Here is a 20,112-nt window from a genome sequence, read left to right as displayed (position 1 = left end):
AGCTAGTTTTGATACCACTTATCTAATAAAGACTGAGTGCGCATTCGCTGCTTTTCCCATGAGTCAGGCTGCACAACGGAAGGGCGAAGAAGAATAACAAGCTCTCGTTTTGTCTGCGTTTTAGCAATATTTTTAAACATATTGCCCAACACAGGAATATCCCCTAAAAAGGGTGTTTTAGACTCTTTTTCGTTAGTCACAGTTTCCATAAGGCCGCCAATAACCACAATTTCGCCGTCGCGAGCTCGGATCACTGTGTCTGATTCTCTTATATTACTTTGCGCCAAGGGCAATTGGATTTGCTGGTCGCCTACTTGGATAACTTTTGTTTGTTCGGCAGTCTCTGTTACCGAGGGGTGAACATGTAAAATAACTGAACCGCTTTTATCTATTTGCGGTGTAACGTCTAACGCAATACCCGAAAAGAACGGGGTAAGTTCGATATCGTTTTCATTTTGCGTCCCGGTAGCGTTTAAGTCTTCACTGGTAGACACATCGGTAACAAAATACTCATCTTGCCCTACTTTAATAACAGCCTTTTGATTGTTGGTTACCGTCACCCTAGGGTTACTGAGCATTTGCACATCACCTTGGGTTTGCAGCATGTTGATTACGCCGTCGAAATCGCCGCGAGAAATACGCAGAGTAGATACACCACCGATGTCCGTTGAAATACTATTGCCAATACTATTGACTGCATTTATAGCTGGGCTGATGCCCGCCGCGGTATTTGCAGCAAAGTTGGTGGCGACGTTGCCACCACTGAAACCAAAATTAAGGCTGCCCGTTAGGCCGCTCGCTATACGATCCCATCGCACGCCCTGCTGATAACCATCGTTAAGGGTTACTTCAATTATTCTTGCCTCAAGCACAACTTGTCTCTGCAGGCTTTCCTGACTTTGCATAAGAAAGTCTTTTACCACTGCAATTTCACTTGGCAGGGCTTTAATGGTAACGAGCCCAGCTTGTGGAGACACCACGACATGACGACCGTCAGTAGGCGTTACCAGCACTTTAAGCGCCTCTTTTAGGTCTTTCCAGAAGTCGTTTTCGCTGGTGGTCTGAATATTCGAGCCATTAAGCTGCTGAATATTATTTCCAACCATTCCGTTTTGTCCCATCATTCCCGCTTGTCCAACACCACCAATGCCACCGATATTATTGTTGCCGTTAATACCGTTTAAGCCGCCGTTGTTCTGATTGCCGTTATTTTGGTCTTGCTCGCTTACACCGCCGGCAATAACGCTCACGTTTGAAAGGCCAAAACGCTTAATCATGAGAAAATTAACAGGAATTGATTCGGTTTTAAGTTGCGCAGGCATAACCTGTATAACTTTGCCTTCTAAAAACACGTCTAGCGGATACATTCTTGAAACAATTTTTAAGACTTCGCTTAGTGCAACCTCTTTAAGCGTGAGACTTATTTGCCCCGACACATCTGGATGAATAGCAACGCTGTAAGGCGTGTTAGTCACTAACGCATCAAAAAATGGACGAACTTCAATAGCGTTTGCCGAAACATCGAACGTATTTTGCTGCGATACAGCAGGTAATAATTGAAATTGCTCTACGCCAGCGAGCAACTCATTGTTAAGCTGCGAGGGAGACATTCGCCTCGTTGAAGCGCTTTCTGTGGCATCAGGTTGAGCGCTCTTATTTGAAGCGCTTAGCTCGTCGCGAATGTGCGGCTTAACTTCATCGCCCACTCCGTAGGTTTGACAGCCAGCAATAACAAGAGCAAGTAAAAGTAATGTTGCTGTTGAGGCTAAGTTATTTTTTAATTTCATAAGAATACATTTTCAACGTCATTGTCTGTCGTCCGTCATCAAGAACCACATCTTTAGGATTAATTTTAACGATGCGATGGTCGCCCACTGAATCACCTTCACGATAAGACCGACCGGAAATCACGGCGGTAAAACTGTCTTGTCGCTTTAAAATTGACTGAAGCCTAAGCGCTCCATCTTGCTCATCATTTGTTGCCCTTTGTGACACCCCAGAAATGGCAGGTTTAGTAGGGTCAACTTGGCCAGCAGCTGGCATTGAAAATAAGGCAGCTAACACTATCAGCAGCCAGCTTTTACAAAGAGATAAAGGTTTCATTATTACTTACCGTTGCCAAATGTAATGTGAGGATAGCGTTAGGGTATTCCTCTACAGTGTAGCGGAATTTAGTGACAACCACTTTTTCATCAGAGGCCTGAATTCCTGCCAAGTAGTCTCGCAAGTTAAAAAAGCTACCCTCTATTTTCAGCGTCATGTTATGTCTAAACAACGCCGCGCTTTGCAATTCCCCGTCGCCAAACTGCACGGTTTGTTTCGGCGCTACATTAAATTCCACCATTCTCACATTGCCTTGCTCATTGAGTAGGGTAATGAGCAACTCAGGCATTTTATCCGCAGCAACAAAGCCATCGTTTAACGCGGCTAATTGGGTATCTAATTCGAGAAGCTTCTTGTTTTCAATATCTATTTCGCGCTTTGTTCTCGCCGCGTAATCCATAGAAAGCGCTTGATTTAAAGCATCCTTTTGAATAACCCGCGCACTCAGCTGACTCTCTTTGCGCACAATGTCTTTGTCTAAACGGGAAAGTTTGTCTAATTGAGGGGAAATACCAAACCAAAAAAATAAATACACAATAAGGGCTAAGCCAACCCAAAAAATGAGCTGCTTCTCTCTTAACTGAAGTTGAGCGTAAGCGCTAGAGAGCTTTTGCCACTGTGTCATCAGCCTCTCCATCAAAGTCAGTTGAAAGGGTAAATGTTTTTATGTCGCTCTCGTCACTCTCATTCTCAAATTTTACCGTGGAAAACGTTTTGCCCTTAAAGAAGGTTGAGCCCTGCAGTTTCTGTAACCACTGTGGAATAGCTGACGGCTTTATCGTATTACCGGTTAAACGGAGCTCATCACGTGTGATGGTAATCGACGTTAGCCAGAGATTCGGATTGTGAAAATTTGCCAAGTCATTCATTACATTTTGATATTGTGTTGTGCGCAAAGACAACTCACCGGTTTGCATGTAGTCCAGCAGTTGCTCGCGGTTTTTAACTTTTACGCGCAGTGTATCTAGGCCTTTTTGCAGAGATTGAGTATCTCGCTTCGCCGCTAACTTATCAGTTAGCGTATTGATATCGTTATCAATGGCTTTGACTGACGCAGCAACGTCGTCTGATTTTCGTTGCTTTAGCGCTATAAACTGGCCCATACCAATAGTGAGTACTGAAAGTAACAATAACGCAGTGCCATTCACCCACAGCACGGTGCTAAGCGGTAAGCGCTCTTTGCTTGGCAGCAGCGAGGAGTGATAAAGGTTAATGCTCTGTTTCATTGACATTCACCCAACAAGTCTAATGCACTGGCCAAAGCGAAATGATTATCTGAATGCACCACATCGGAAAATAACAAATCGGTTTTAAATGGCGCCATTGCGGCTGGCTGGAAAGGCTTTAGGCGCTCAATAACTGGCGCACAATCGAATTGGGTTTTAAACAGTACCTCTTTTAGCGGAGGTTGCTTAAGCTGTGACTCATAAAAATCCATTGAGCGCTGAATTTCAAGCCCTAACGCATCGCTAAACTGCGTCATGTCTGTCTGCCCCTGCATTTTGTCCACAAAGCCTCGAAGTCGCCTTGCAAGCCAAATGACTCGCGAGCGAACAATCAGCAAAAAGGGTTCACTGTCGGGCTCTTGTATTATCAACAAACGGGCATATTCATCATCGGGCATCATAGACGTAGCGAGTACTTCTTTCACATGAATATGTGTAAGCACTTTACCCTTTAGTTTAGTTAACGTGGCGACAATATCAGCCATAGGCGCTCTTTCTGCTACAAAGACATTTACCTTTTTCTTCCCGCCTCTTGAGGCAGCAGGATAGTCTATGTAATCAAGCACCATATTCGATGCATCGAAGGGAACCATCTCACTGATAGTCCATGGTAATGCGGTGCGTATATCTTCATCGGGCACATCGGGTTTATCGGTCTGTACTAACTGGTAGGCGTCCTGCTCTATCGCGATGGCCACGTGGCAATGAAGCTTGTCAAAGGAGGCAAGGTGCTTACTGAGCTGCTCGCCTATTGCCATTCCCTTTTCAAGCGGGTGCGATGTAGAGGAATGCAGTGAAGGCGTATCTCCCGATATATCAATAGCGACAACATGAAGCGCAGACGCACTAATAGACATACCCACTAAATGAGTATGCTTCTTTGTTGTTGAAGAGAAGAATCGAGTAAGCATATACCTTCTTATACGTAAATGGTGCCGCTGGCATTGTGTCACCATAGCGCACGACGATGACAAGGTATACAGGCACTTAAAGAAAGTAGACTAATTATGTATGAATAACAAATAGATGCGCTATTTATTATTATCCTAAAGTTGAGGTTGCGTTACTTTGCCCAACCCCGGAAAGTAATCGAATTCACTACCTTTACTTATACTGTAACGACACCAATACTCGTTATCATTTCTTCTAACTTCTTCATCATTTGAAGCCGTGGAGTAAAAGCGCGCCTTTACATTAAAGCCATCTACCCTGAGTGGACCTCCCACTAACGATGTCCACACAGTTGCGCACCCCTCGTCGCTGTCCTGTGCTGATGGCCACCCTTTATGATTCATTCTGACAGGTTTTCTGTCTATTTCACTGCCAGTGTCATCAAAGTGTATAAGCATTATCATGGAGGTAGGTTGGCGAACTCGCCATTGATAGTGAGAAGAGATGGTGTGGCGCTCAAACTTTTGCGCTTGCTTTGAAAATGCCGTTAGCGTGGTGTCGGGCTCACCGGTATATAGGTTGTTAATAAAAAAAACCAATACACCAACAAATACCACTACCGTTAATAGTTTGAATGCGGTTGAACGCGAATTATTTTGTCGCTTTTTCATTTTTCTAGCCTAATAACCATCTTATGCTCGCAAATAACAATTTGCTTATTTAGATGATTATCGGCCGCTTAAGCCAAAAGATAAAGTGATTGAGAGCGAGGTTCTGTCTGAGTGTGGTAGTAACTTTATCGATACGTGGCCTGAGCTTAGTCTGCTTTAGACCTAAGCTCGGCCTAGACTGCATCAAATCTGAACCTGATTTGAACTTATTTAAAACTTAGATCACGCGATTTCTCGCATTTCACTGCGCTGCTGCAGTGATGTAACTTTACCCTCGATGTAGTGAGACAATACCTGCTTTTGTGCATCACTAAGACGCAAACCGTGCTTTGTACGACGCCATAGCACGTCTTCCACCGTTTGCGCCCATTCGAAGCTTATCAAATAATCTACTTCAGCTTGATAAAGTTGCGCACCAAAATCTTGACCCAAGTCGTCGACATTCGAAACGCCTATCAGGAACTTGTGACAAAGCAGTCCATATTGACGAACATAACGCTCGATTACCGAAGCTGACAACCAAGGATAGCTAGATTGCAACTCGCTCTTTAGCGAGGCTTTATCAGAAAATGCGCCGCCAGGAAGAGGGACTTCTTTTGTCCACGCTTTTTTCGCGCGAGGAAAACAAGACACCAGCTTATCTACCGCATGTTCAGCTAACTTTCTATACGTGGTTATTTTGCCACCGAATATGTTGAGTAAAACAGGTTCGCCTGCTTCACCTTTAAGCTCAACTTTATAATCTCGGGTAAGCTCTTGCGCCGATGCATTTTTTTCCTCTAACAGCGGACGAACGCCACTGTAGCTGTGAACAATATTGTCGGTAGTAATTTTTGTTTTAAAGTAGGTGTTCACTACATCCACTAGGTAGTCGGTTTCTTCCTGTGAAATCGCCGCATCTAATGGGTTTCCTTGAAAATCTTCATCCGTAGTGCCTACTAATGAGAAGTCTTCTTCGTAAGGAATAACAAAAACAATGCGACCGTCTTTGTTTTGGAGAATATAGGCTTCATCGGTGTCGTATAGTTTAGGCACAACAAAATGACTGCCTTTAACCATGCGCATTGCGTTAGGGTTTTTAATATCCACCAATCTGTCGAGGAACGATACCGCCCAAGGCCCTGCTGCATTAACAATCGACTTCGCTTTCACGGTAAACGTTTTACCTTGATCGTTGCGTAAAACAACGTTCCACAGTGCCCCCTCTTTCTGAGCACTTACACACTCAGTGCGCGTGTGTATGGTAGCGCCTTGATCTTGCGCTGCTATAGCGTTTAACACCACTAAGCGCGCATCGTCTACCCAACCGTCTGAGTATTCAAAACACGTAGAAATATCTTTGACTAACGGCCCTTCGCTTGATGTTTTTAGCCTTTTAGAGCGGGCAAGTAAGTTACGTTTGGCAAGAGAGTCGTAAAGGAAAAGCCCGATTCTTATCATCCACGCTGGGCGTAAATGCTTTTGATGGGGCAAGCGAAAGCGCAATGGCCACATTATATGCGGCGCTTTTTGAAGCAGCACTTCACGCTCTGCAAGCGCCTCTTTGACAAGGCGAAATTCATAATGCTCAAGATAGCGAAGACCACCGTGTACCAGTTTACTGCTCGACGAAGACGTTGCGCCTGCAAGGTCTCCTTTTTCGCATAAGGTGACTGACAGCCCACGACCCGCTGCATCTAGTGCAACACCAACGCCGTTTACGCCCCCGCCAACGACTAATACATCAACAATGTTACTGTCTTCTTTACTCTTGCTCATCACTTACCCTTTAAGAACGAATCGCCTATGTGCTCATTTGACAACCAAAAAGAAATCATGTCAACACAAAACGAACATAAACGAACATTAAAAGAAAAAGTAGATGAACCAGTGTGAATCTATTTACTACTAATAATTAGAGTGGCACACGATGAAAAGGCAATAGTTCGATAGCTATGCTTTCACAAATTTGATGTTATTTTCTTCTATGATTTTTTTAATCGCTGGCGGTGGTGCTTGGTCGCAAACCAAGCAGTCAACTTGAGAGATATGACCCTGCTCAACCATAGCGCGGCGCTCAAACTTACTGTAATCAGCGGCTAAAATAACGTGCTGAGTGTGCTCTAAAATGGCCTGAGATACTTTTACTTCACGAAAGTCGAAGTCGAGCAAGGCGCCATCAGCGCTAATTCCGCTGATACCGATAATGCCATAATCCATTCTAAACTGGCTGATAAAATCGCAGGTAGCCTCACCAATGATACCACCATCTCGATAGCGTACTTCACCAGCAGCAATAATGACTGAAAAGTCCTCTTTTGCAGATAAAATTGTGGCAACGTGAATGTTATTGGTGACAACGTGTAAATTGCTGTGATTGAGTAACTTAGTGGCAATTAACTCTGTCGTCGTTCCTATATTGATAAATAAAGACGCCCCGTCTGGGATCATAGCAGCGACTGCGTCGGCAATTTTTTCTTTTACATCGCTATTTTGAGTCTTGCGCTCTTGATAGGGCGTATTTTCCCAGCTGCGATTTAATCCAGCGCCACCGTGATAACGACTGATCACACCCGTGTGAGCAAGCTGATTCAAATCTCGTCTAATAGTTTGAGGCGTAACGGCACAGGTAGACACTAAATCATCAATAGACATAAAACCGTGTTGCTTTATTAGCGCGATTATTTTTTCGTGTCGTTGTGTTTGGTTCATTATGCTCCCTAAAGTAGGTCACCCTACTGCTGCCTGTACATGCCACTTTAATAGTATACGTGGTTCCAATGTAAGTTCATACGTTCGTTCGAACATCAAAATGTTCGTTTTCGAAAACACAGCATTGTTAAATAGAAGTAAATGATGCAAACTCTATGAAAATTATTTTCAAAGGTGACAGCATGAATCAGTATCTTCTTGCCATTGATCAAGGCACAACCAGTTCTCGCAGTATTATTTTTTCTTCTAGTGGCAAGATTGAAGCTGTCGCACAACAAGAGTTTTCGCAAAAGTATCCTAAAGACGGCTGGGTTGAACATGAACCAGAGGAAATTTGGGAAAGCGTGCTATTTACTCTTAAAGATGTTTTTAAGAAGTGCTCACTTGCGCCATCGGATATTGCCTCAATTGGCATTACCAACCAACGTGAGACCACATTAGTGTGGAACAAGTCGACAGGTAAAACGGTATACCCCGCCATTGTATGGCAAGACCGACGCACCGCTCAGCAATGCCGAGACTTAAGCAGTGATGAGGAGTTTGTCTCTTATATCAACTCCACCACAGGCCTTCTATTAGACCCCTATTTTTCAGCCACAAAAGTGGCGTGGATTTTAGACAACGTAGAAGGTGCAAGGGAACAGGCTGAAAACGGAGACTTGCTGTTTGGCACGGTAGACAGCTACTTGATATGGCGATTAACCGATGGTAAGTCGCATAAGACTGATGCTACAAATGCCTCTCGCACAATGCTATTTGATATTAATAAGCAGCAATGGGATAAACGTTTACTAGAGCGCTTCAATATTCCTAGCAGCATGTTACCAGAGGTAATGGATTGCGCCGCTGATTACGGCGTAATAGACGAGGAAATTTTAGGAAGAGCCATTCCCATACAAGGTGTTGCCGGCGATCAGCAAGCGGCGCTTGTAGGGCAGGCATGCTTTAAAAAGGGGATGGCGAAAAGCACTTACGGTACAGGCTGCTTCATGATCCTCAATACTGGTAGCACCCCCCTTCAGTCTAAAAACAGACTGCTTACTACAGTAGGTTATCGCATTAATGGTGAAACCACTTACGCACTAGAAGGCAGTATCTTTATGGCAGGAGCCACGGTTCAGTGGCTACGAGATGGCCTAAAGCTGATTGGTGATGCCGCAGAATCTGAGGCACTAGCGCAGCGTGCAAGACAAGACAACGGCGTGTTCTTAGTACCAGCGTTTACTGGATTAGGTGCTCCCTATTGGGATCCAGATGCCCGAGGCGCAATTTTAGGTCTTACTCGAGATACGGGTATCAGCGAAATTGTCGCAGCGGGCTTGCAATCGGTCTGCTATCAAACCAAAGATCTCCAAAAAGCCATGGAAAGTGATGGCGCGCGGCCTACCAATATTCGCGTAGATGGCGGTATGTCTCAAAACGATTGGGTAATGGGCTTTCTCTCTGACGTGCTAGGTGCAGAAGTTGAAAGACCAGAGGTCACTGAAACTACGGCGTTAGGCGCCGCTTTCCTTGCTGGTTTGCAACACGGTATTTTTGACTCCATTGATGACTTAACCCAATGCTGGAAAAGCGACAGAATATTTACCCCTCGTTTATCGAAAGCAGAACGGGATCTAGCCTATGGTGGTTGGAAAGAAGCTGTAGAGCGAATTCGCTGCAATTAAAACTCCTTATTTTTCCAAATGTTAATAAAGCGTTGTAATAAAATGTACTTTTTTTGCGCAAAAAAGTTTTTATAACATTGTAATTACATTGTCTTTTTGTGCTAGTATTGAAAACAAGGTAAACGTTTCACCTGTTGCCTTATTAAAATTAGCGTATATTTTTCATAATGTTACAAAATTAAAATTAGAAAAATATAACACTCAATGTGTAAAAGTAATGTTAACAAGCTCGAAAGGCGCGCACTAACACGTAACTTGAGTGAAAAATACGTTAATACGTAGCCTACTTACGGAGAAAACACAGTGACACATAAAATAAACACATCACAATTCAGCCCAATGGCAAAACGCTCACTATTGGGTGTTGCTATCGCTGCTGCTTTGCATTCACCCATCGTGTTGGCGCAAGATTCTGCGTCACAAAATGTAAAAGATGCACCCGTTGAAATTATTGAAGTGCGCGGCATTGTTAGCAGCTTAAAACGCGCAATGGCAGACAAAAAAGAAAATCTGGCCGTTTCAGATGGTATTGCTGCTGAAGACTTAGGCAAATTTCCAGATCTGAACGTTGCAGAGTCATTGCAACGTATCACTGGTGTGTCGATAGACCGAAACGGTGGTGAAGGCCAACAAGTCACAGTTCGTGGTTTTGGCCCACAATTCAACACCGTTTTAGTGAATGGTCGTCAGTTAGCAACTGATGCAGCTGGGCGGGCGTTCAACTTTGATATTCTTGCTGCTGATCAAATTACAGGCGCAAGTATTTATAAAAGTGCTGTTGCCAACCTGCAATCTGGTGGTATCGGCTCAACAATTAATATCTCTACCGCCCGTCCATTTAACTACGATGGTTTCCAAGCGGTTGGTATGGTGAAAGGCATGTACGAAAGCCTTTCTGAAGAAACTGCTCCACAAGCGTCATTCTTAGTGAGTAACACTTTTGCCGACGATAAAGTCGGGTTGTTATTAGCCGCTTCACACCAAGAACGCCAAGTTCAGATAAACCGTATTCAAACGGCAGGCTGGCGTCCAGGTCTTACTCTGTCTAACAGAAATGATGGCATTATTGCGGATAATGTATACCTTCCTCGAAACTGGGATCAACTTGTTGATCAGCAAGACAGAACACGTACTAACGTTTCACTTGTTTCGCAATACGCGCCTTCAGATGACGTAACAATTACATTAGACGGTTTTGTTTCAAAATTCGAAGTAGATTCGCAAGTGACAGATTTAGCATCGTGGTTTGAACCTGATCGCGTAGGCTCTGCACAAATCTCTGAAAATGGAACTGCGATACAGTTTACTCAAGAAATTGACCTTCACCAAGGTAGCGGCAACCCAGCGTCTGACTTTGTATCATCAAGCCGCGGCGTTCGTGATGTCACTACTGAAGGCTTTGGTATAAACGTTGAGTGGCAGGTAAACGACGCGTTATCAGCAACGTTCGACATTTCAAATTCAACAGCTGAAAACGACATTGCAGGCGAAGGCCGATTCAACGTTGTCGGTATTATTAATAACTACTCGTTTGATGGAACTGGCGGCACACCAACGGTTGCACACGATGGTTTTGGTAATGGCCAACTGCCTGACATTTCACTTAACCGTCTTCACTACAATGACCTAGGAAACACCCAAGCGACTGAAGATGAAGTGACTGAATACAAAGCAGACTTCACCTATATGTCTGACTCAGATGTGTTCCGCAAAGCTGACTTCGGTATTTTATTATCTGAGCGTGAGAAGTATGTTTACCAAGAATTTGGTTCACAATGCGCATTCTGTGGTTACGCAACACCTGCGCCAGTAGATGAATTAAATATCCGTCCGTTTACTGCACAGAACTTCTTCAGCGGATTAATTGATACATGGTACACCTACGATGGTGATGCATACCTTGACTTCTTAGCATCACAAGGTGCGCCAGTAATCCCAACATTACAGCCAAACTACTACAATATTGAAGAAGACGTCACGGCGCTTTACGCACAATTTGAGTTCGGCTATGACATTGGCGATATGCCGCTTACTATGAACTTCGGTGCTCGCTACGAAGAAACCGACGTTGCAGTATCAGCAGTACAAGCGTTCATCTCGGATGTTGTCCCTACCACCGATTTGACATTGTTTGCGAATCGATTTGCTCCGGCCAATGACATCACCGGTACCTCGTCGTACTCAAACTTGCTACCTAGCTTGAACGTGAAGTTAGAAGTGCAGGAAGATATGTTAGTGCGCTTCTCTCGCTACGACTCACTAACTCGCCCAACAATGGCACAGATGTCGCCAGCGACAACATTTAACGAGCCGCGTAGGCAGAACTTGCAGGCGAGTGGCGGTAACCCTGGGCTGCAACCTTTTGAAGCAGAGAACTGGGATTTATCGTTCGAATGGTATTACAGTGATGATTCAGTTTTCTCATTTGCTTTCTTTAGCAAAGACGTTCAAAACTTTATCGTAACCCTGTCGGGTGATGAAATTTATTCAATGACCGATAGAAGCCCGCTTAACGGCTATCGTTGTGCTGAAGCAAACTGTGCTGAAGGTTTGTCGCTAGATGCGCAAAACCCTGACCGCGATGTAGTTGCAGAGACTGAAGAATTGAACGGCGAGAGTGAGGTTTATACCGTTACTCGTCCTCAAAACGGTGAAACAGCAACCGTAAACGGTTACGAAATTGCGCTAACTCACATTTGGGACAACGGTTTCGGTGTTACTGCAAACGCGACTATTGTAAATAGTGATATCGGCGTCAGTGGCGACACTGCCCAAACGTTTGCCCTACCAGGCCTTGGTGATTCACAAAACCTCATTGTGTTCTATGAGCGTGATGCGTTCCAAGCCCGTGTAGCATTCAACAACAGAGAGTCATTCTTGTTTGCACTTGATAACACCTCTGTTGGCGGAGCTACTGGCGAACCCATTACTACCGAAACCTACGGACAGTGGGATATAAGCGCGAGTTACGATATTAATGAACACTTCACGGTATTCATTGAAGGTATCAACGTGACTGAGGAAGAGCTGACTCAGGTGGGCCGCTTCCCAGATCAAATTTATTCAATTGAAGATAATGGCTCTCGATACGCAGTAGGTGTTCGAGGCTCATTCTAAAAAGTGTGTGTTTTGGCAGGGTGAAAACCCTGCCTTTTATTCACAAGCTTATTGGAAAATGAATAAGTTTATGAATAAATGTAGCAAAACAAATTGGCAGTAATCTCTCATGAATTTTTCGACCAACACAACATCTAAACAGCGTATTGTCATTGTTGGCGGTGGCACTGCAGGCTGGCTAACGGCAGCCATTGTTGCGGCAAAACACAAAGTGGCGAAAGGTCAGTGTGGTTTAGACATCACCTTAGTTGAGTCTAGCGATATTCCTACCGTTGGCGTTGGTGAAGGCACTTGGCCTACCATGCGAAATACGTTGAAAGACATTGGATTGTCAGAGAAAGAAGTGTTCAAGCGATGCTCTGCGGCTTTCAAGCAAGGCGGCAAATTTGTTAACTGGGTAAAGGGGGATGACGACTTTTATTATCATCCCTTCACCGTACCGCTAGGGTATGGCCGTGTTGAAATGGCCCCTTATATTAATAACATTGCCGACTTTGCTAATACTACCAACTTCCAGCAGCACGTATGCGAGCAGAATATGGCGCCGCGCACGCTGAATGAGGAAGAATACAGTAGCGCCCAATCAAACTACGCCTACCACCTAGACGCAGGTGCATTTGCCGACATGCTAAAGTCTTTCTGCAAAGAAGAGTTGGGCGTACAGCATAAAGTTGCCACTGTTGAGCAGGTGTCGGCGACCTCGTCAGAGCATATAGAAAGTATTACGCTGGATGACAACAGTACGCTTGTTGCAGACCTCTTCGTAGACTGCTCTGGTTTTCGCTCTATGCTGCTAGGCGAAGCACTTCAAGAGCCCGTAGTGTCTGCAAACGATGTACTGTTTAACAACTCTGCAATCGCGCTACATGTGCCTTACGAAGATGACTTTGAGATTAAGCCATACACGCAAGCTACCGCTCAGGAAGCCGGATGGATATGGGATATTGGCCTCTCTTCTCGAAGAGGCGTGGGTCACGTTTACTCCACTGATTTTACCGATGATGGGCGGGCTGAAGAGTTGCTCCGTCGCTATGTGGGTGATGAAAAGGGCAAGCTAAATGCACGTGTTATTCGGTTTGACTCAGGCTACAAAAAGAATATTTGGAAAGGTAACTGTATCGGTGTTGGTTTGTCCGCTGGCTTTGTTGAGCCTTTAGAAGCCACAGCACTTATGCTAATAGAAATCTCAGCGAGGTATATTGCCGAGCAAATGCCGACGCCAGCTTCAGCAATGCCAATAATTAGCCAGCGCTTTAACAAGCAAATGCAGTACAGATGGCAGCGTATTATCGACTTTTTAAAGCTGCACTACATTTTCAATCAACGTAGCGAGCCGTACTGGCAAGCCAACCGAGACATTGCGTCAATTCCCGATTCATTGAAAGAAGATTTGGAAATTTGGAAATACCGAGGGCCCCAAATAGCTGATTTTTCAGCAGCAATAGAGCTGTTTCCCGCTGCAAGCTACCAGTACGTGCTTTATGGAATGGGCTTCTCACCTGATTTCTCACTGCAGTCGCATTTCTATACCGAACGGGACTTAGCTGACAAAGTCATGAAGCAGAATCAACTGATAACACAGCAAAAACTGAGTAGCTTACCGAATCATAGAGATTATATAGAGCAGTGGTTAGCTAGCTAAAAGAGAATAAGAATGCCAAATTTTGAAGTTTTAACTGCTGATAAACACAGCGATGTTCGTGTCGACGAAGACAAGTTAGCCAAGACATTTGCTAACTTTCACTTAGTCAATGTAGAAATTAAAGAAGCCGTCCAAGCCTCCAGTGAATACCCACTTTTTTTCAGTAAAGTGAGTAATCAGCAGCGCTGGACTATTTCGGCACTTTGCGGCTTTGCGCCGAAAGAAAACGTTTTTGAAACTCAAGGCACATGGCTTGCGCATGTTACACCGCTAAGTTTGCGTACCTTGCCCTTTACCTTGAGTTTTGAAAGCGACCCCACTACTCCTGAAACCTTGTTGGATATGGATTCACCGGCAGTGGCAAAAAACAATACTGGAAAAGACCGTGGAGACGCCTTGTTCTTATCAAGTGGTCGCCCAACTGCTTATTTAGACAATAAACAAAAATTGCTTAAAGAGCGCGTTGATGCAATGCAGCAAACTGCATCCTTGTTAAGCGAACTTGCTGAGCTAGCGCTTATTCAACCTACCGACTTACTGATTGAATATGCAGATAAAACGCAGCAGCGCGTTGGCGGCCTAGCCATGCTTAACGAAGAACGACTTCAACAGCTCTCACCAGAAACGCTCTCTGCTCTCAATAGGAAAGGGGTGCTCTCAGTTCTATTTAATATTCTGGGCTCAGTGTTTCAAGTAAACCGTGTTATTAGGCTCCACAACACAAAATTCCCTACTCGCCTCATAAGCAATGTGAAGTTCGAGATTAGCAAACCGTAATTTTTCTAGGAGTACGTGAATGTTTTCCAGCACGATTCAAGTGTCTGTTTTTGTGTTCGTTACCGCGCTAATTGGTTTTTTAACGTATTTGAGTTGTCGTGGACAAAATAGAAATGCGCAAAACCAAAACCGTGAGTTCTTTCTTGCCGGTGGCGGCTTAGCTTGGTATTTCATAGCGGGCAGTATCACGTTAACAAATTTAAGTACCGACCAACTTGTTGGTATGAACGGAAACCAAATGGCGCTTCTCTCGCTGTGGGAGTTTTCTGCGGTGGTGGGTTTATTTGTACTGGCAAAAGTGTTTCTTCCTGTTTACTACAAGTTTAAATGCACTACGACTACCGAATTGCTAGAGCGTCGCTATAACGATAAACACATTCGAGCAGTGATCAGCGTATTATTTTTTGCCGGTAGCGCTCTTATCTTTTGTCCAGCGGTTATTTATTCTGGCTCCCTGTTTATGCAATCAATGTTTAATGTAGAGCTACCATTGATGTATATCGCAGTTATCTTTGTGGTTGTTGGCGCACTTTACGCTATCTTTGGTGGTCTTAGAGCTGTTGCCGTTTCAGATACTTATTCCGGTGTTCTGCTGCTTACCATGGCGGTAATTGTTTTAATTCTCGCGTTACAAGCCATTGATTACAACTTCGACGGTATTCCCCAAGAGCGCCTTACGCTTATCGGCGACAATGACTCCCCTATTCCATGGCACACCCTGCTAACGGGCATGATTTTCATTCAGATGTTTTACTGGGGTACGAATCAGGTAATTACGCAACGAGCGATGGCCGCGCCATCGTTAAAAGAGGCGCAGAAAGGTGTATTTGCCGCAGCAGGCATTCGTTTATTAATTGTTCCTGCAATCATCGTGATTCCTGGCATAGTGTCTTACAAGTTGTTCGGCGACATTGGCGATAGTGCCTACGGCAAGATTGTAGCAACCGTGTTGCCAGACTGGTTATCCGGCGTATTTGCTGCGGCAATGGCGGCGGCAGTGCTGACTACCTTTAACAGTAACCTGAACTCAGCCACTGCGCTTTATGTGTGTGATATTCATGAGAGTTACGTTAACAAAACGCCTAACGTACCTAAATTAAGCGGTTACGTTACTGTATTACTGTGTTTAATTTCATTAGCGCTGATCCCTGTTTATCAGCAGGCCGACAGTATTATTAATCTAGTACAGAAACTTTATGGTCTATTAAGTATGCCAATCCTTTCTGTGTTCATTGTGGGTCTCTTGTTTAGAAACGTTCATGCGTTTGCTGCTATTGGTGCTGTTACCTTTGGCGTTTCTTTTTATGCATTTGTCAGTTTTGAAGCATCGCCGTTTTACGCACCATTTGGCTTGCATTATATCCACCTCATGTTTGCAACGCTTATAGGCTGTGTGTCATTCGCACTCATTGTGAACAGGGTCATCTTTAGACAAAAAGCAGAATTTTCAATGGCGCTAAATAGCGATAGCCCTTTTGAAGAAGAAGGCTCTGTTGAAAATCAAAGCACTCTTAAAAACAAGAACGCCTAGCTTTTCTGTAAGTATCTTTTAAGAGGGTACGCTGCGTACCCTCTTTTGTTTATCAAGCGATGCATTAACTATGCTTTGTTGTTGCTAGAGACCTTTTGCGCTGGCTTGACGTTACTGCCACGTACTATTTCGCTCTCTTTTTCGCACAATGGATAGCTAATCCGCCAGCATCTGTGTTCAACCTATTTTTAACGCCGAGGTTTATATGTCGTCTTCACCTTCATTCGTAAGATTATGTAATGAGTTCACAACGCTCATCTTTGACTGCCAAGGCCGTATGCCAAAAGTCATCTATTACGGCGCCCCACTCAGCGATTCCACAACGCCTGAAATGCTCAGTATTTTAAACACCCGTCAAGAAGCCAAGTGTGCACCGGTTATCGAACCTCCTATCAGCTTGGTGCCTACTCATGGTGAAGGATGGACCGGACAACCAGGCCTTGAAGTGTCTGGCGATAAAGACCAATGGTCTGCCGGCTTTAGCCTTGTAGAAACAAAACAAAGCGGCACGTCCGTAGAATTTGTTGGCGAAGACCAACACAGAGGCATGCGGCTAATTACAACGGTGAGTTTAGACGCCAATACTACCGTAGCGTCCTTTTGCTCGCGTGTTGAGAATACGGGGCAAACAGCGCTTCACCTTGGGTATTTAAATGCTGCAAGCCTGCCGCTTCCCACAACGGTAAATAAAATTAAAACCTTTGAAGGTAGGTGGTCAGCAGAATTTCAAACAAGCGATCACGACCTCTTTTTTGGCAGTTATGTGAGAGAAAACCGCCGCGGTAAAACCTCCCACGACACCTTCCCAGGCTTAATTGCCTACCCTCAAGGCACGGGGGAATTACAGGGTGAATGCTACGGCTACCACTTAGGTGCATCAGCCAATCACAAATTGCGTGCAGAGCTTATGGCTGATGGTAGAAGCTATGTGCAGTTTGGCGAATTATTGCTCCCAGGTGAAGTCGTACTTGGTGAAGGTGAAAGCTATACCACCCCCGTTTTGTACACCGGCTTTGGCAGTGATGGTTTCTCCTCTCTTTCACAGCAGTTTCATCAATATATACGTAGCAACATTTTACAGCACAGCGCTGAGTCAAAGCCTCGCCCTGTGCATTACAACACATGGGAAGGCATTTATTTCGACCACGACGAAGCAACCTTAAAGGCCCTTGCTGACAAAGTGGCGCCGTTAGGGATTGAGCGTTTTGTGCTTGATGACGGCTGGTTTAAGGGTCGGCGTCATGATAAAGCAGGCCTTGGCGACTGGTTTGTGGATGAAGAGATTTATCCAGAAGGGCTCGACGGGTTAATAGACCACGTAACGGGGTTGGGAATGGAGTTTGGTATTTGGTTTGAACCTGAAATGGTGAACCCAGATAGTGACCTTTATCGCAATCATCCAGAATGGGCACTGCAAAGTGAAAACAATCCTCACGTACCGTTTAGAAATCAGTATGTACTCGACCTGACCAACACCGACGTTGTTGAATATCTGTATAAGGTGATAACCGACATACTCGCCGCCTACCCTAAAATTAGCTACATTAAATGGGACATGAACCGCGATGTTAATCATCCTGGCAACCTGCACGGCAAACCTGCCATGCATGGCCAAATGGCAGCGCTATATGCACTAATCGACCGCGTAAAGGGCGCTCATCCTGGACTTGAAATTGAGAGCTGCTGCTCGGGCGGTGGACGTATCGACTTAGGCATACTTCCTCATACTGACCGCTTTTGGACCTCTGATTCAAACGACGCCTTAGACCGACTTTACATTCAGCGTGGCTGCTCATTCTTTTTCCCCTCAGAGGTAATGGGTGCCCATGTAGGCCCTCGTGACTGCCATATTACAGGTAGAAACTTACCCATTGAAATTCGTTCTGCTGTGGCGATGTTTGGTCATATGGGTATTGAAATGGACCCTCGTGAACTGACTGAGCACGAAGAAAGCGTACTTACCGACGCCATTTCACTGTATAAGCGCATACGCCCCCTTACTCATAGCGGCGACTTGTTCCGCATGGATGACGATGGCCTAAACGTTAAGTTTGGTTATGTGTCTAAGAATAAAGAGGAGGGTGTTTTTGCTTATAACAGTGTGCAGGAAACCCGTCGTACTACCCCTACTCGCTTCTATTTTGCTGGGCTAGATGCCAATAAGCAATATACGGTGGAACGAGTGTGGCCTGGGGTACTTAAAGAGTACACCCCCTCTATTTTACAACAGCTAGAAGGAAAGGTTTTTACCGGTGAGGTGCTGATGAAGTACGGCATGCAGTTACCCGTGCTCTTCCCAGAAACAGCGCTTATCTATTCAGTAAAAGCGGTGTAAATCGAAAAAAACAAACAGCCTGAACGTTATGTTTACTGCGTTCAGGCTGTTTTTTATAAAACGGCTTTAACCCCGCTTTTTAATCTTCTTCTTTAACCCTTTCAAAATTTTCGAAAAACGTTCGCCCTCGTCTCCATTGATAAGCGCCAGCGTACCTTTCGCTTTCTCTATGTCATTGGCATTTAAGCGCAGTTCTGCGAGTCGCAGGTGGGCCCAATTTACACTTGGCAGGCCTGATGTATCGATATTCGTTGTATTGAAGCCATCAATATACTGCTCTAATGCAGCAATGCCCGTATTGGTAAATTTGTCGCTGTTTAACGCTACTTGGCCAAGGCGGTATTTGCCGTACAGCAAATTGCTTTCGCGCTGCTCGTATTCATCCCATTGCGCTGAATCTTTGCCTTCTACCCTTGCTACCGACATGTCCATTAGTGACGACAGCGCTTCAAAAGCGTGGTTGTATTTTTCAGAAGATAAATAATGACTGCCTAATTCAAAGTTAGCTCGTAAGGCCGAGGCCTCATTCTGTGCAAGTATGTCGTAAATAGCGCGTGCTTGGTCTTCATTATCGTCTTTAAGATAGAAGCTAGCTAAAGCAAATTGGCCTTCTTCGCTATCAATTGTGGCGATCTTTTCTGCCAACTTTTTCGCTTCATCCATATCACCACCGGCAATGGAGGGAGCAACTAAATGAAATTGCATTAGGGCGCGATAAACCGCAATCTCGTCAGGCGCGATAACAATTGCTTGCTCTAAGCTGCTTTTGGCTTTTTTTGCATAACCCAAAGCTGAAAAGATACTGTTTGACGCCTGCGCTCCCATTACATTGGCATGGGTATGAAAGGCACGATAATCTTTGCTGTAGCTTGCTATAAACTCTTCAGCTACTTCTTCGGCATCGTCTAAATCTGTATTCATGAGTGCTGAAATCAGCAAATTATATTGCTCTGGACTTTTTCCTTTTACGTCTTCCAGCTTATCAATAACACGCTCCCAGTCTCCTTGGCGGGCATACATTTCAAGGTTGGTCAGCTCTGCACTTTTCTCAGACGACGTTGATAATGAGCTATCAGCTGCGAATGATGTGCTCAATGGGGTGATTGATAGCATGGTTGTTAAAAGGGCAGCGCGTGCTATTTGCGATGCAGGATAATTCAATTTCATAGCAATTCCTTTTGGGGAAATAATAGTGTCGAGACACTGTCACAGCATTGGCTACTGCACACTAAACTTAATGCATTGTGTGCTAGATATAGGTTGATGCTTACACTTATATTGGCTCTTTGTACATTAACCTATGCTGAACAATATTCCAGCAATGAGTTGTAACAATAGTTATACCAGTCCGCGATTATGAACATTTTAAGCCTCGCTGAGTTGGGAATTATCTATGCGGACTGGTATTACCGTTTCGCAAGAGGAATAGACGAACAAGAAACGCATAAAAAAAAGGGGCTC

The 20,112-nt window shown here is 44.6% G+C and carries 15 protein-coding genes; 6 read left to right on the top strand and 9 right to left on the bottom strand.

Annotated elements, in window-relative coordinates; all coding sequences use genetic code 11:
• Window positions 1-2: 2 nt before the first annotated feature.
• The 8 genes from mshL to V7R39_RS10340 form a co-directional block, all read right to left on the bottom strand.
• Window positions 3-1,787 (bottom strand): pilus (MSHA type) biogenesis protein MshL, encoded by a 1,785-nt coding sequence (gene mshL / locus V7R39_RS10375; protein WP_334030549.1) that lies wholly within the window; start codon window positions 1,785-1,787, stop codon window positions 3-5.
• Entirely contained in the window at window positions 1,771-2,103 is a 333-nt protein-coding gene (locus V7R39_RS10370) for an agglutinin biogenesis protein MshK (RefSeq protein ID WP_334030548.1), read from the bottom strand. Before V7R39_RS10370 ends, mshL begins: the two co-directional genes overlap by 17 nt.
• Window positions 2,081-2,728 carry a type II secretion system protein GspM gene (locus V7R39_RS10365; RefSeq protein WP_334030546.1) on the bottom strand — a complete coding sequence of 216 codons (648 nt, stop codon included), beginning with the start codon at window positions 2,726-2,728 and terminating at the stop codon, window positions 2,081-2,083. Before V7R39_RS10365 ends, V7R39_RS10370 begins: the two co-directional genes overlap by 23 nt.
• A complete protein-coding gene (locus V7R39_RS10360) occupies window positions 2,703-3,329 on the bottom strand; it encodes a PilN domain-containing protein (RefSeq protein ID WP_334030544.1) in 627 nt (208 codons plus the stop codon). Before V7R39_RS10360 ends, V7R39_RS10365 begins: the two co-directional genes overlap by 26 nt.
• Window positions 3,326-4,240: an agglutinin biogenesis protein MshI gene (locus V7R39_RS10355; RefSeq protein WP_334030542.1), complete on the bottom strand. Its 915-nt coding sequence runs from the start codon at window positions 4,238-4,240 to the stop codon at window positions 3,326-3,328. The genes V7R39_RS10360 and V7R39_RS10355 overlap by 4 nt, the downstream gene beginning before the upstream one ends.
• A gap of 135 nt (window positions 4,241-4,375) precedes the next feature.
• A complete protein-coding gene (locus V7R39_RS10350; RefSeq protein WP_287010427.1) occupies window positions 4,376-4,891 on the bottom strand; it encodes a hypothetical protein in 516 nt (171 codons plus the stop codon).
• A gap of 222 nt (window positions 4,892-5,113) precedes the next feature.
• Window positions 5,114-6,649 carry a glycerol-3-phosphate dehydrogenase gene (gene glpD, locus V7R39_RS10345; protein ID WP_334030540.1) on the bottom strand — a complete coding sequence of 512 codons (1,536 nt, stop codon included), beginning with the start codon at window positions 6,647-6,649 and terminating at the stop codon, window positions 5,114-5,116.
• A gap of 174 nt (window positions 6,650-6,823) precedes the next feature.
• On the bottom strand, window positions 6,824-7,582 hold the full coding sequence (locus V7R39_RS10340; protein WP_032094793.1) for a DeoR/GlpR family transcriptional regulator: 759 nt from the start codon (window positions 7,580-7,582) through the stop codon (window positions 6,824-6,826).
• Window positions 7,583-7,764: 182 nt separating this feature from the next.
• On the opposite strand from V7R39_RS10340, the gene glpK reads away from it, so the two are divergent.
• From glpK to V7R39_RS10310, 6 genes are all read left to right on the top strand, one after another.
• Window positions 7,765-9,249 carry a glycerol kinase GlpK gene (glpK, locus tag V7R39_RS10335; RefSeq protein ID WP_334030538.1) on the top strand — a complete coding sequence of 495 codons (1,485 nt, stop codon included), beginning with the start codon at window positions 7,765-7,767 and terminating at the stop codon, window positions 9,247-9,249.
• 339 nt (window positions 9,250-9,588) lie between these two features.
• Window positions 9,589-12,366, top strand: coding sequence for a TonB-dependent receptor (locus V7R39_RS10330; RefSeq protein ID WP_334030608.1), 2,778 nt, complete (start codon window positions 9,589-9,591; stop codon window positions 12,364-12,366).
• 109 nt (window positions 12,367-12,475) lie between these two features.
• Window positions 12,476-14,008 (top strand): tryptophan halogenase family protein, encoded by a 1,533-nt coding sequence (locus V7R39_RS10325; protein WP_334030537.1) that lies wholly within the window; start codon window positions 12,476-12,478, stop codon window positions 14,006-14,008.
• Between the two features lie 12 nt (window positions 14,009-14,020).
• Window positions 14,021-14,785 (top strand): SapC family protein, encoded by a 765-nt coding sequence (locus tag V7R39_RS10320; RefSeq protein ID WP_334030535.1) that lies wholly within the window; start codon window positions 14,021-14,023, stop codon window positions 14,783-14,785.
• 19 nt (window positions 14,786-14,804) lie between these two features.
• Window positions 14,805-16,316, top strand: a complete 1,512-nt coding sequence (locus V7R39_RS10315) for an SLC5 family protein (protein ID WP_334030534.1) — start codon at window positions 14,805-14,807, stop codon at window positions 16,314-16,316.
• Window positions 16,317-16,521: 205 nt separating this feature from the next.
• Window positions 16,522-18,651 (top strand): alpha-galactosidase, encoded by a 2,130-nt coding sequence (locus V7R39_RS10310; RefSeq protein WP_334030533.1) that lies wholly within the window; start codon window positions 16,522-16,524, stop codon window positions 18,649-18,651.
• Window positions 18,652-18,717: 66 nt separating this feature from the next.
• Here the strand turns inward: V7R39_RS10310 and V7R39_RS10305 are convergent, their stop codons facing one another.
• The gene (locus V7R39_RS10305; RefSeq protein ID WP_334030531.1) at window positions 18,718-19,818 is read right to left on the bottom strand and encodes a tetratricopeptide repeat protein; all 1,101 of its coding nucleotides are present in this window, start codon (window positions 19,816-19,818) and stop codon (window positions 18,718-18,720) included.
• Window positions 19,819-20,112 lie beyond the last annotated feature (294 nt).

Source organism: Alteromonas sp. P256 (assembly GCF_036864455.1).
Classification (GTDB): domain Bacteria; phylum Pseudomonadota; class Gammaproteobacteria; order Enterobacterales; family Alteromonadaceae; genus Alteromonas.
Note: the sequence above shows the minus strand (reverse complement) of the source record. Positions and strands in the feature narration are given on the sequence as shown.